The organism is Bacillus sp. HNG (assembly GCF_003400205.1).
In the GTDB taxonomy this organism is placed as follows: Bacteria; Bacillota; Bacilli; order Bacillales; family Bacillaceae_L; genus Ferdinandcohnia.
Genome location: NZ_QUQV01000017.1, coordinates 25,185 through 37,245, shown reverse-complemented (window position 1 = coordinate 37,245; position 12,061 = coordinate 25,185). Strand labels below are relative to the sequence as shown.

The window sequence follows — 12,061 nt, the reverse complement described above, 5'->3', positions numbered from 1 at the left end:
ATTAGAGTCTTATATCGTTTAATTTGAGATAGTGGCTTTGTTTTTAGACTTGATTTTCAAAAAGAATAATACCCACCATACTAATAAAAACATATAGGCTATAATTGTGAAAATAGACCAAGTAGCGCCCAGTTGCAATTGACTTATTAAGTGTTCATATTCATCTATGCCTGGCGCCCTACCTATACTATTTAATATGCTAACTATCGGAATTAAAATAATAAATACTATGGCTAATATGGACAATATCTTATTTTTATACATTTTAAGACTATATATTGCAGCTCCCAATGTTGTTAATAAAAACAAGTAATATATATTCCAAAACCAATTAGGAAGAGTTTCCCACATTTATTCCATTCCCCTTTTATATATAATTCTGAAATTCTCTGATAATAATATACCATATTTTAACAGTATGAGAACTCGAAAAAACTTTTTATAAATAATAACAATCATTCGATACAGCCTTCCATAAAATTGCAAATACTCTATCACTAACCCTTCTTTGTCAACGATCCTGTTACTGTACGAAGAACCTACCTTTCCAATTCAATATATTCTCTCAATAATTTCCACGCATTATCTTCTTTTCTCCATACAAACATACATTGAGCAGAGTAAGGTTCACCATTTATTGTGTTCGTTTCTCTACCTAAAATTAAATATTCTTCTCCATTTTTACGCTCAGTGATTGAAGCAATTTCAAAACTTTTTTCAGCATTGTCCATTTGTCTTAATACACTATCGAGGTCATAGTCATAATAATACGGTTCCGGATTATCTATATTCGAATGAGCCCAATATCCTATAAAACTCTTTGACATACAATCTCTAATTCCATCACCATTCTTGCAAATGAATCCTTTATTCCATGCGATAAAATAGTCATTTAATACTTCCTCTATAGTGTTCAATTTTCATTCCTCCCTATGATTTAATGGTATCTATAACAATTCCTTTTCTAGAGGACTTAAGTTAAAGTAAAACTGCACGACTAACTTACTATTTTCAACAAAAATAGGCGATAGTCCTTCATGGAATATCGCTGCTTTAGTTCAAGTATATGTCTTCACGTACTTATAAATTATCATAGTTTCAAAGCATCAATAATCAAAGAAGGAAAAACGAGTTTTTCGCCTTGGTTTCTTGGGTCAACCTTCTTAGAACGAAAAATTACACCATCGGCACCGTCCCAAGTATTCTGATGAAAACTCCCTTCCTCATCACAATATTCAAGCAATTTAACTTTATATCCCGCACTTTTAAACATTTTTGTTAAAGTTTTATAATTGTGAACTATTTTATGACTTGCTGCTGCGTGGTCTTTTGGCCCAGGTCCCCCTACTTGGACAGTATTTTGGTAAGATTCATCCGGAAAATAACCATCAGGTACCGCACAACGAATGTAGCCAGAAGGTTTTAGGTATTTAATACACATTTTCGCTGCCTCAATACCTTCTTCGTAAGTAAGATGTTCCCAGACGTGTTCAGCCAAAATAGCTTTTATTGAACTCTCACTGAATCTGTTTTCCCACATTTTTTCGTTTAATAGATTTAATTCTTCTTCCTGTGTATGTATCCAACCAGGATTATTAACATATTCTCCTGCTCCGATAACAACCTTTATTTCATCTTGAAGTTTGTTCATTTAGTACCCCGATCTTTAGTGATTGATATGGTTATATTATTCCAAATAAAAACATATCGACAAGAATGGTAATTACGTTATTTTATTGTCTTTTTCAAGATTTATAATTTCTGTTTCTCCGTCACACACTCTAGCACGATTTTATTTTATCAATGGTTCCCCAGAGACTATATGCCAATGGAGATGTTTTGAATCCTGATAATCTCCTAAGTTGGTAATTACTCTACATGCACCGTTTTCTTCAGTAACAATAGTTGCAACCTTTTTAATTACTCCTAGTAATTCAATTAATAATTCGTTGTCACTTTCTTCTAATGTAATTAAAGAAGGTATATGCTTCTTTGGTATAGCAACAATATGGACTGGATAAAAAGGTCTTGTATGATAATAGGCTAATACATTTTCTGTCTCTATCACTTTATTTACTTGGGTTTTACCACTTAATACTTCATCACAATAAAAATCTTCAGTCATAATGCCCTCCCTAAAAAAATACTATTTTTTCTTCTATTCCATTGACCAACTACTGTTTGGTGATTTGTTAATATATGAAATCCAATAAATAATCACCCAGAGTATTTTACTTGTTTCATAACCGATTATTAGTTTGGTATGGCGCCTAAAATACTTGCCGCAATTCAATCTGACCTTCCCCATTTCCTTGCGGGTCCGGCATCCTCATGGCCCACTCGATGGCTTCATCTCTTGAGTTCACATCAATCAAAATGAACCCGGCAATCAGTTCTTTCGATTCCGTAAAAGGACCTTCCGTAACCACCGGCTTTTCCCCTGGTTTCGGAAACGAAAGGCGGATCCCATTTGAACTTGGATGAAGTCCTTTAGCCATAACCCGTACGCCAGCCTTAACTAATTCCTCATTGTACTTATCCATTGCTTCCATGAGTTCAGAGCTCGGAAGTTTTCCTGCTTCCGAATTTTTCGAGGCTTTGACAATCAGCATAAACAGCATAAAAATTTCCTCCTTCTTTTTTAGAAGAATATCCTCTAATTGACCATCTAATAGGAATAATCTATTTTTCTTTTTCCTCTTCATTCTTCTTTATAGTTATTAATTTCCACATAACAAAATGACAACTGCAAAAGTAAGTAATAAATCGATAATTTTCATCTTCTCTTATTGAATGAACGGTAGTAAGAAATAAAGATTATCAAACCCACCACAAGTAAAATTTTTTCGTTTCCTTGATTTCTTCAATTAGTTCTTCAATATTCCCAGTTCCTTGTTCGACGATATCTGGACAAAATTCATACATTTCTTTAGCAAATGATTGTATGTGTTGGTCAGAGGGCGCCACTAAGAATTCTGCTTCAATCCAATCAAAATCAGCACCGATAATAGAAAAAGGAAAACGATTATTCCATTGCTTTAGTTTTGAAATAACATCATCATTGCTAATATCATAATTATCTCCATTTGTTTGTAAAATTTTTAGAAGTTCAAACTGTTCATTTCCTTTTAGAACCCCTATTCTACATTTACTTTTATTACCCTTAATAAAATTCCGTTCATTCATAAAAGCATAATAGCCTAGATGTTTAATTTTGGATTGAAGTTCAACAACCAGCTTTTCGGCTTCCTCTTCCAAGGTCATAAAAGATATTCCTATTGTTGTAATTCCATCTTCGTTATATAAATCATTTATCTTTAATGGTTGTAAATTATTATTAGAAACTTGCTTTATGATATTTAATACTTCTTGAATAAACCCCAGTTCTTTAACCATTTCATCATTTATTTCGTTTTTGTGTTTCTTCCCTAATCCGAAAAAACTCTTCAAATTCATTCGGCGCCACCTGCTTATGAAAGTATCTTTTTTACATTTATTTGCTCTTTGTTATTGTAAAATCGCACCCTTTACTAGTTTTATATACTAATTTCCTCAATAATTGAATTACCCTCCGTGGCTTCAGCGTCAAGCCATTTCCAATTTTCATATAACCTAATTCGCCCATCTGGTAAGATTTTTGGAGTAGAAACGCATTTTCCGCCTCTTATTTCATTTTTGTTGTTAACGTGGTTATATCTAAACTCTAAGCAACCGTCTTCTTTTATTATTCCAACCAATGTTCCTTTTACAATTTCGCCTCCACTATATGTTGCTGAGATGATATGCCCCTCTTGTTTGTATTCAAAAATAGTCTTTGAAGAAACTTCACCATTAGCTGTATTTTCAATTGAAACAAATCTACGACCATTATAATTTATCATTTTTTATCCTTCCCTTTGTTAAGCGCATTTCTCAATCTGCGAAAATTAAATTTATAAAATCGGATCACATAGATATACAATATCTTCTGTTTCAGTCCATTTAGAGTAAATTTCTAGTGACCACTCTTCAGGTAAACGCTTATACCCATTCTCATTAATCCATTCATGTAAATGAGTATATACATGATAAATTTGAGATGCATGTCCTTTAAAATGGAGGACTGCATACTTTTGTGTAGGGACCATAAGACATACCATTCCTTCAGGGATCATCTCAAATTCATTAACCTCGTAACAAACCCAGTAACCATTATCTTCATCAGATAACTCCGTTACTTTAAATGCTCCGATGAGATGAACCGGTTCAACTAAATGCATGATTTCACCTTTGCGTTGCTCCAATAACAAAGATGCCTTCGGAATTTCTTGACCATACCCTGTTATATCACTGCAAACGACACGATAACCGACTAATTTCTTTTCCGTAATTTCTTTTATTCCATTGAACGTTACCGGGATTCCCATTTTTACTTCTCCTTTCTTATAAATAGTGCTAATTACATTGTTATAAGACTTTTTATTCCGTTTATCTCTTAGCGTAATTCCCACTTGTACTGACTTGCTTCGTTTGTTAAAGATGGTTTTTGATTTGTTAAGCTTGAATTGGTAAATAAACCTTTACTTCTTCAAAACCTTCCCCCATAGGGTGATATGTCTCGATAATATAAGAATCAAGATTTCTTTGATAACCTTGTTCTTCTGCCCAATTCAATAAATTCAAATGAAGTTCTCCCAAGTTTAATATATTTCCTCTTGTAGTTATGTACCTTTTATTTATCTCAATATAAACCATTCCAGTTGGTACTTCATTTAATTTCTCGCTTACAATTAACCCTACATAATAATCACCTATCCTATGCTCCTCATCCTTTTTAGGCTCAAATAAGGCAATTTCGGTCTCTGTCGAATTTTGGATTTCCCTTGAGCGACTTAATAGTTGCTTTGCAAGTAAGGGTACTTCATCCCCATAGTTAACAAACTCCCCACTACCTTTTAACCCAACAAGCTTAAATTCTTTCTCAACCATCATAAACGACATATTAACTTCTCCCATCTACATGAAATCCATAATATTCTAATTTTATTTATTCAATAAAAAATCCTTACTTCCTGCATTGAAGTAAGGATTTCTGGTACGCAACTAAAATTCAACATTTGTTCAATATGGAATTCATAAAAAGGTGGTTAATATCACTCTTAAATTAACGCACCCTTAGTTCAATTATCATTTTTTTAAATCCCTTAGATAAATCCTAAAAAACAAAAAATGGTTCCTAGTCTGGAAACCATTTTTGCAGTTGACCATATGGTGTTACAATTCGTTTTTCTCTTTTACTTAAAGATATAAACAATTTCTATTATCTGTCTCAGCGATGTGAAAAACTCTTAAAGATAGTGGTGAAATTGCTTGTTTTTTCTTATAGAAATAATGACTTATTAATATTGTGTACCTAAAACAATGAAAGCCCTACCTCTCTTTCATCCTTACGGCTCCTTGGCCGTGCCAGTGTGAATCAGGATTGCAAAAATCAAGTGACTATTTAACGTTTATTTGAAAACGTTCATAAAAGAAATTCAAATAATAAAATGGATTAGATTGTAGAAATAACAAAAGAGGGTAATGCTCTATAGGTGAGTTAAAAATGTTGGGTGCCTTTGAAAAGATTTATTAATTAATAATAAACATATTCCCCAAAAATAAGGTTATTTTCGGGAGGGGTTTATCTAAAATTAACCTTAACAGAAACTTTTGATTTGATTTTCGGTAATTCCTTTGATCAATTCCAGTTCACTAATCAAAAATTCATGCGCGTTGTCTAACATTTTTTTTTCGCTTGTATTAAGTGCTTTTTCTTTCTTCAAACGCATTAAATCACGAACAACTTCAGCACATTCTTGTATTTTACCCGTTTTTATTTTATCCGCGTTCACTTTATACCTTTGTTTCCACAGCAGTAATCGATCTGATTCTCCATGCTGAAAAATGTGTATAATGTCCTTTAATGCATGTATGTCAGTAACAGGGCGTATATTTGAACTCAATATTTTACCCGTGGGAATCATGACCTGCATATTACCGATTAACATTTTTATGACGTAATACTGTTGTTTTTCTCCTGAGATTTCCTTTTCTTCTATAGCTTTAATGATACCTGTGCCGTGCATAGGATAAACAATGTTATCACCAATTTGAAACAAATAATCCACCTCCATATACGGTAACCTTCTTAACCTTAACACACATCGTATTTTTAATCAAACTTTTAATAATATCATAAATCTATTTTTATTGTCAACTGTTTTTCTTTGGCAATTAAAAAAAGAAAAACAATAGAATCGTTTCGGATTACCAATAAAGAGAAGATTAATTTTCTAGCGTCTATTTTGAAATCTCTTAATCAACATGTGCTAATAACACAAAAAGCGACTGCCAATTTCAGCAATCGCGCTCGTTACTTACGTACATTTGTTCATGAAGATGCTTTCGATATTTTATAATTTTTATGATTGACTATCGTTGTAATAGGTTCATCTTTTGCCTTATTGTATCCGTACTCAACAATAACAGAATTTTCTCTTACAACCGTAACAGTTCCTTCATAGCTTTCCCCATCACGCTTAAATACAATATTGTCCCCGATTTTAGCAGTTGCCATTTTTTCACCCCCGCACTTATTATTTTCAGCAACGATAAAAAAATGCAGGAACAATAAAATACGAGTTGTAATTATTGTTTAAGGAAAAGCATCCGTTAATTCAAGTGAAGTTTTATACATAGCGTTGTCATATTATAATGGGCAGTAGCGATTTATTATCTCAATAAGTCTTTCTGAATTCTCCGATGAGACACCTTCAGATAATCTTCCTCCAGCAATGATGGGAGCCCACTGAAATACTTCAGACCTTAAAATTCCACTCTTTTCACAATAAAGTCGCAAGTACATCTCAGCTAATTCAAACGAAAATTGGGAGTATAAAAGATAGGTTCGAAATATATCAGCACGAATATCTCCAGCACTTGAATCAACCCAATCGATAACGACTACTTGGTTTTCTGACAGAATCAAATTAAATAAATGAAAGTCACCATGACAGAGCCTATCTTCGTAAGTAAATGATTCCAATTTCTTTAACAAATAATTTTTTAGCCGTTTATCTAATTCATTTACACTCTCAATTTGACGGTATAATTTATGATACATTGGTTCGAGGCCATCAGGAATGATACTATGAATATCAAGCTGCATGTCAACTGAAATATTCAAGTAATGTTCTGCTTGATCTTTATGTTTGATATATAAATCTCCCAATGTTTCTCCCTTAACATATTCCATTATGATTGCTTGTTTTCCGTTTATCTTGGTAACATCAAAAATCTCGGGTACAGGAAGTCCACATGAATAGGCATATCTTTGTTTGTTTGCTTCATTTATAGATTCCGTATCTGGCAAAAAATCGTTAAAAACTTTTACTACTTTGTTGTCAGAAAGATAAATTTTTGCAGTATTACCTATCGCTATTGGATTACCTAAAAACATTGGGTTATCTCCCTACTTTTTTAATTTTCCTGCTTTGTTAGCATTATAACTTCAAAAAAAGTGCATTATTTCTCTATCAATACAATATTCTTTGCAAGTGGCATGGCTTTCCTCTCTTCTTTACTTGAATTCTCGTTAATTGGTGAATCCCAAATAGCAACTTTATTTCCAATTTCAAAAACATCATTAATAATCACATTATTCATTTGGATCCAGGAACCATTATCCTTTGTTACACCATATAAGGCTTCTTCTTTCGAGATATTTTCTACAACTTGAATAACTTGTTTTTCTTCATTTATATCTGTTATATAGCCTATGATTAAAGGTTCTTCTGAAACGATTTCTGTTTTTGGATAGGGATATGTACAACCTGAAACCAAAAAAATAAAAGTAAATAAGAGTAAAATAATTTTGCTTGTTATTGTCATAAGGATATCCCCCCTGGATAATTACTCTTTAAACTTTACTGCAGCGTTTATACACAAATTCCAAAAGAGATAATTCTTCATGGGTCGTCGCACGGAGGTGGCATATACATTGTTTCACATACTGCCTATACACGATCTCACAGATTTCTCAATCATCCGTATTAAAAGTTACTTGAGCAATTTGTTCTTCTCCACTTTTCTCAAATATCTTATAATCCTGCATCCCCATTTTCTCTGCTTCCTTTTGTGACGGAATATTTTTTACAGTGTACCATCCCTTATTTATTTTTCATCAATCTAACAATATATCTTATGAAATAAAAAAGGTTGCTTCTCCTTCTTAAAGGCAAGCACCCTATAGTCTTAGATGTTATTTGTTTGAATGGTTTTCACTTCTAATCTTTTTTGATTGCTCTTCTAACCATTTCGCTCTAGCTACTAATCCCCAAAGTCCCAATGGAATCGTAACAATTAATAAAACAAGGTAGATCCAATTCATTTTAGAACTCCTTTCCTTGCCTCTTAGCAACACAGGTAATTGTGAAAAAAGCCCATAAAGTCTTGAATATCATCATAAACAACTTAACTAATCATTCCACAAAAAATGTAAAAGTCCTTTATTAAAATGCTCTTTAGCTTGTAATTTATTTTCCAATCCTGTACGGTACTTAAATCCATCTCTACTAATCGAACAATTTCTGACAGGTTTATGAAATAGCATTCCAGCCAATTACAGCATGCCATGCATTTAGTATAATGAAAGAAAGCTTGAATTTTGAGAACTAAATCGAAAGCAGGTATGACCGTGAATGATTCTAATCCTATTAAAAAGAAATGGCTTGTTGTAATAGCTGCACTTATCATCTTATCTTTTACTCTACAAAACTTTGATTTTTCTCAATTAGGGAAATTAAGCATTAAGGACTTTATCCCGTTCATCATCCTTACAGGTATGATCTTTTTATTTAAAACGAGTATTCTTTCTATCATTTTAATCGGTATCCAGAAAGGATGGAAAAGATTGACTAAAAAGGACTAGACATAGATATTTGCTTGCCATTTAGTCTTATCGGCTTTTTTATAAATCCTGTTTATACACAATTCCATGTTCTAAGTATATTTTTAATAGGGTTAATGCTTCTCCCCATCCTACAGCACAACTAATACAGGCTTTTACGTCTTTTTCAGAATAAGTGTAACCCGTCTCATCAAGTACAACTAATGTTCCGTCTTTATAAGGCTCAAGTGTAAAAGTTACTGTAGTATTTTGTTCACCTGGAGACCATTGAAAAACAAATTTTTTGTTAGGGGTTGCCTCAAGGATCTTACCCCTATCCTCAATATTTACATTCTCACAACCGAAATTTTTCCATCTTAATCTGATTTCACCGGTTCCATCTGGGCTGATCTCTAAAGATGTGTCATCGGTAAACCAAGCATTCCACCCATGGGATGTTGAAATTGTTTTATACACTACCTCTAACGGTACTTTAATATAGGTTTTATGGTTGATAAATGGCATTTAACTGACCTCCCTTTCTATGGATTTTAGGAGTGTGTGCATCAAACTTGCTTTATATTCATCACTTTCATTATAATGGTAATATACAAAATATTGTAACTTTTTATCTTATATTCGACTCAAGTATGCTTCTTAGTCCCTTACATCATTTTTGCCTCTACGATTTACTTCTTTTGTTCGCAGCTATGTATCTATCATAATTGGCTACACTTCAAAATATAATAGTCCTGATGCTCTAGAATTTTCAAAGTCTATATTTCTTTCAACTCTGCCCTTCTTCTATTGTAATAATCACACGAAAATTATGATCATCCTAGTTTCTTAAAACTAGATGTATAAATTACTAAAATATCACAGAAGGAGAGATTTAAAAATGGATACTAAAGGCAATGAAAACATTGGAGGATGCCCGTTTCATGGGGGTGTTACTAGCAACAAAGCAAGTGGGAATACGAATCGAGACTGGTGGCCAAATGCGCTAAACTTGAATATTCTCCATCAGCATGATCGAAAATCCAACCCTATGGACGAAGACTTTGATTACGCAGAAGAATTTAAGAAATTAGATTACGATGCTCTAAAGCAAGATCTTCGTGATCTCATGACAGACAGTCAAGACTGGTACCCTGCCGACTATGGACATTATGGTCCTATGTTTATTCGTATGTCTTGGCATGCTGCTGGTACATACCGTATAGGTGATGGTCGAGGTGGCGGTGGAACAGGAAACCAACGTTTCGCACCACTTAACAGTTGGCCTGACAACGTTCTCCTTGACAGAGCACGACGAATCCTATGGCCGATTAAGCAAAAGTATGGGAATAAGATTTCATGGGCAGATTTACTTGTTTTAGCAGGTAATGTTGCCATTGAAGATATGGGTGGACCAACAATTGGATTTGGAGCAGGACGCCCAGACATTTGGCATCCAGAAGAAGACGTCTATTGGGGAACTGAAACCGAATGGCTTGCTGATAACCGTTACACTGGCGAACGCGACCTTGAAAATCCGCTTGCTGCCGTGCAAATGGGGCTTATTTATGTGAATCCAGAAGGGCCAAATGGAAAACCTGATCCGATTGCAAGCGCAAAGGATATTCGTGAAACCTTTGCACGGATGGGAATGAACGATGAAGAGACAGTTGCACTAATCGCTGGAGGACATACTTTCGGTAAAGCACATGGTGCAGGAGATCCTTCTCAAGTAGGTCCAGAGCCAGAGGCTGCTCCTATTGAAGCGCAAGGCTTAGGTTGGCAAAGTTCTTACGGTAAAGGGTATGGTCGCGACACTATCGGTAGTGGTATCGAAGGTGCTTGGACTGCTAACCCCACACAGTGGGACAATGGCTACTTTGATCTATTATTTGGATATGAGTGGTGGCTGACAAAGAGTCCTGCAGGTGCATGGCAATGGCTTGTGGTAGATCCAGCCGAGGAACATCTTGCTCCAGATGTAGAAGATCCATCTATTAAAGTTCCAACGATGATGACGACTGCGGATATGGCACTACGTCATGACCCAGAATATGAAAAAATTTCTCGTCGTTTCCACCAGAATCCAGATGAATTTGCAGACGTATTTGCTCGTGCATGGTTCAAGCTACTTCACCGTGACATGGGTCCTAAGGCAAGATACCTTGGTCCAGAAGTTCCTGAAGAAGATTTCGTCTGGCAAGACCCTGTACCAGCTGGTAATTATGATTTAACGGATGCTGAAATCGCTGAGATTAAGGCTAAAATACTAGACTCCGGTCTCACAGTCAGTACGCTTGTAACAACAGCTTGGGCATCTGCAAGTACGTACCGTGGCTCCGATCATCGAGGTGGTGCAAATGGGGCACGCATCCGCCTAGCTCCACAGAAGGATTGGGAAGTGAACCAACCCGAACAACTTGCGCAGGTGCTTCAAGTATTAGAAGGAATTAAAGACGACCTAGATATCGATATCAGTTTGGCTGATTTAATTGTATTAGGAGGATGTGCTGCAATTGAAAAAGCTGCACAAGATGCAGGCTTTGATGTTACAGTTCCGTTTGCTCCTGGACGTGGCGATGCAACACTTGACCAAACAGATGTAGAAAGCTTTGAAGTCTTAGAACCTATCGCTGATGGCTTCCGCAACTATCAAAAGGAACAGTTTAGTGTGAGTCCAGAAGAACTCCTCATTGATAAGGCTCAACTTCTTGGTCTAACTGCACCGGAAATGACTGTACTGATTGGTGGTATGCGTGTACTAGGTACAAATTATGGCGACACACAGCACGGCGTATTCACGGATCGTGTTGGTCAACTCACAAATGACTTCTTTGTAAACTTGCTTGATATGGGAGTACAATGGAAACCTGTAGGAGAAAACGTATACGAAGGTCGTGATCGTAAAATAGGTGAAGTAGTACGTACAGCAACTAGAGTGGACCTCGTTTTCGGTTCAAACTCTGTTCTTCGTTCCCTTGCAGAGGTTTACGCTCAAGAGGATAACAAAGAGAAGTTTGTGCGTGACTTTATTGCAGCCTGGGTAAAGGTGATGAATGCAGATCGCTTTGACCTTAAATCGGTTGAAAACAAGAAGGCTCAACTAGCAAGTAACTAATTGGTGAGTGTATGATACATCAGCAATTCAAACTAAAA

17 protein-coding genes are annotated in these 12,061 nt (G+C 35.0%); 2 read left to right on the top strand and 15 right to left on the bottom strand.

The window, feature by feature from the left end:
- Positions 1 to 18: 18 nt before the first annotated feature.
- The 14 genes from DZB84_RS25680 to DZB84_RS25490 form a co-directional block, all read right to left on the bottom strand.
- A complete protein-coding gene (locus DZB84_RS25680) occupies positions 19 to 351 on the bottom strand; it encodes a hypothetical protein (protein WP_116354259.1) in 333 nt (110 codons plus the stop codon).
- Positions 352 to 539: 188 nt separating this feature from the next.
- Positions 540 to 917, bottom strand: coding sequence for a nuclear transport factor 2 family protein (locus DZB84_RS21000; protein WP_116354258.1), 378 nt, complete (start codon positions 915 to 917; stop codon positions 540 to 542).
- Positions 918 to 1,090: 173 nt separating this feature from the next.
- On the bottom strand, positions 1,091 to 1,651 hold the full coding sequence (locus DZB84_RS20995) for a class I SAM-dependent methyltransferase (protein WP_116354257.1): 561 nt from the start codon (positions 1,649 to 1,651) through the stop codon (positions 1,091 to 1,093).
- A gap of 141 nt (positions 1,652 to 1,792) precedes the next feature.
- Positions 1,793 to 2,125, bottom strand: a complete 333-nt coding sequence (locus tag DZB84_RS20990) for an HIT domain-containing protein (protein WP_116354256.1) — start codon at positions 2,123 to 2,125, stop codon at positions 1,793 to 1,795.
- A gap of 145 nt (positions 2,126 to 2,270) precedes the next feature.
- Positions 2,271 to 2,621: a YciI family protein gene (locus DZB84_RS20985; RefSeq protein WP_116354255.1), complete on the bottom strand. Its 351-nt coding sequence runs from the start codon at positions 2,619 to 2,621 to the stop codon at positions 2,271 to 2,273.
- 199 nt (positions 2,622 to 2,820) lie between these two features.
- On the bottom strand, positions 2,821 to 3,456 hold the full coding sequence (locus DZB84_RS20980) for a DUF4253 domain-containing protein (RefSeq protein WP_116354254.1): 636 nt from the start codon (positions 3,454 to 3,456) through the stop codon (positions 2,821 to 2,823).
- 80 nt (positions 3,457 to 3,536) lie between these two features.
- Positions 3,537 to 3,881, bottom strand: coding sequence for an avidin-fold protein (locus tag DZB84_RS20975; RefSeq protein WP_189655332.1), 345 nt, complete (start codon positions 3,879 to 3,881; stop codon positions 3,537 to 3,539).
- Between the two features lie 51 nt (positions 3,882 to 3,932).
- Positions 3,933 to 4,406: a GyrI-like domain-containing protein gene (locus DZB84_RS20970; protein ID WP_116354253.1), complete on the bottom strand. Its 474-nt coding sequence runs from the start codon at positions 4,404 to 4,406 to the stop codon at positions 3,933 to 3,935.
- A 127-nt stretch (positions 4,407 to 4,533) separates the two neighbouring features.
- Entirely contained in the window at positions 4,534 to 4,980 is a 447-nt protein-coding gene (locus DZB84_RS20965; protein WP_116354252.1) for a GyrI-like domain-containing protein, read from the bottom strand.
- 698 nt (positions 4,981 to 5,678) lie between these two features.
- Entirely contained in the window at positions 5,679 to 6,140 is a 462-nt protein-coding gene (locus DZB84_RS20960) for a CarD family transcriptional regulator (RefSeq protein WP_189655331.1), read from the bottom strand.
- A gap of 272 nt (positions 6,141 to 6,412) precedes the next feature.
- Complete coding sequence (locus DZB84_RS20955; RefSeq protein ID WP_116354250.1) at positions 6,413 to 6,598, bottom strand: DUF2187 family protein; 186 nt, start codon at positions 6,596 to 6,598, stop codon at positions 6,413 to 6,415.
- Between the two features lie 132 nt (positions 6,599 to 6,730).
- A complete protein-coding gene (locus tag DZB84_RS20950; RefSeq protein WP_116354249.1) occupies positions 6,731 to 7,480 on the bottom strand; it encodes a phosphotransferase family protein in 750 nt (249 codons plus the stop codon).
- Positions 7,481 to 7,545: 65 nt separating this feature from the next.
- Positions 7,546 to 7,911 (bottom strand): hypothetical protein, encoded by a 366-nt coding sequence (locus tag DZB84_RS20945; RefSeq protein ID WP_116354248.1) that lies wholly within the window; start codon positions 7,909 to 7,911, stop codon positions 7,546 to 7,548.
- A gap of 370 nt (positions 7,912 to 8,281) precedes the next feature.
- Positions 8,282 to 8,410: a hypothetical protein gene (locus tag DZB84_RS25490; protein ID WP_262983990.1), complete on the bottom strand. Its 129-nt coding sequence runs from the start codon at positions 8,408 to 8,410 to the stop codon at positions 8,282 to 8,284.
- Positions 8,411 to 8,686: 276 nt separating this feature from the next.
- Between DZB84_RS25490 and DZB84_RS20935 the strand changes: the two genes are divergently transcribed.
- Positions 8,687 to 8,950: a hypothetical protein gene (locus DZB84_RS20935; protein WP_116354247.1), complete on the top strand. Its 264-nt coding sequence runs from the start codon at positions 8,687 to 8,689 to the stop codon at positions 8,948 to 8,950.
- A 39-nt stretch (positions 8,951 to 8,989) separates the two neighbouring features.
- Here the strand turns inward: DZB84_RS20935 and DZB84_RS20930 are convergent, their stop codons facing one another.
- On the bottom strand, positions 8,990 to 9,433 hold the full coding sequence (locus DZB84_RS20930; protein WP_116354246.1) for an SRPBCC family protein: 444 nt from the start codon (positions 9,431 to 9,433) through the stop codon (positions 8,990 to 8,992).
- A gap of 373 nt (positions 9,434 to 9,806) precedes the next feature.
- On the opposite strand from DZB84_RS20930, the gene katG reads away from it, so the two are divergent.
- Positions 9,807 to 12,023 (top strand): catalase/peroxidase HPI, encoded by a 2,217-nt coding sequence (gene katG / locus DZB84_RS20925; protein ID WP_116354245.1) that lies wholly within the window; start codon positions 9,807 to 9,809, stop codon positions 12,021 to 12,023.
- Positions 12,024 to 12,061: the final 38 nt, after the last annotated feature.

What these genes read in the sequence shown, in the direction of transcription:
- DZB84_RS20990 (WP_116354256.1), bottom strand. Translation starts at nt 2,125, where the DNA reads ATGACTGAAGATTTTTATTGTGATGAAGTATTAAGTGGTAAAACCCAA.
- DZB84_RS25680 (WP_116354259.1), bottom strand. Translation starts at nt 351, where the DNA reads ATGTGGGAAACTCTTCCTAATTGGTTTTGGAATATATATTACTTGTTT.
- DZB84_RS20945 (WP_116354248.1), bottom strand. Translation starts at nt 7,911, where the DNA reads ATGACAATAACAAGCAAAATTATTTTACTCTTATTTACTTTTATTTTT.
- DZB84_RS25490 (WP_262983990.1), bottom strand. Translation starts at nt 8,410, where the DNA reads ATGAATTGGATCTACCTTGTTTTATTAATTGTTACGATTCCATTGGGA.
- DZB84_RS20975 (WP_189655332.1), bottom strand. Translation starts at nt 3,881, where the DNA reads ATGATAAATTATAATGGTCGTAGATTTGTTTCAATTGAAAATACAGCT.
- katG (WP_116354245.1), top strand. Translation starts at nt 9,807, where the DNA reads ATGGATACTAAAGGCAATGAAAACATTGGAGGATGCCCGTTTCATGGG.
- DZB84_RS20955 (WP_116354250.1), bottom strand. Translation starts at nt 6,598, where the DNA reads ATGGCAACTGCTAAAATCGGGGACAATATTGTATTTAAGCGTGATGGG.
- DZB84_RS20965 (WP_116354252.1), bottom strand. Translation starts at nt 4,980, where the DNA reads ATGTCGTTTATGATGGTTGAGAAAGAATTTAAGCTTGTTGGGTTAAAA.
- DZB84_RS20980 (WP_116354254.1), bottom strand. Translation starts at nt 3,456, where the DNA reads ATGAATTTGAAGAGTTTTTTCGGATTAGGGAAGAAACACAAAAACGAA.
- DZB84_RS20930 (WP_116354246.1), bottom strand. Translation starts at nt 9,433, where the DNA reads ATGCCATTTATCAACCATAAAACCTATATTAAAGTACCGTTAGAGGTA.
- DZB84_RS20950 (WP_116354249.1), bottom strand. Translation starts at nt 7,480, where the DNA reads ATGTTTTTAGGTAATCCAATAGCGATAGGTAATACTGCAAAAATTTAT.
- DZB84_RS20985 (WP_116354255.1), bottom strand. Translation starts at nt 2,621, where the DNA reads ATGCTGTTTATGCTGATTGTCAAAGCCTCGAAAAATTCGGAAGCAGGA.
- DZB84_RS20995 (WP_116354257.1), bottom strand. Translation starts at nt 1,651, where the DNA reads ATGAACAAACTTCAAGATGAAATAAAGGTTGTTATCGGAGCAGGAGAA.
- DZB84_RS20970 (WP_116354253.1), bottom strand. Translation starts at nt 4,406, where the DNA reads ATGGGAATCCCGGTAACGTTCAATGGAATAAAAGAAATTACGGAAAAG.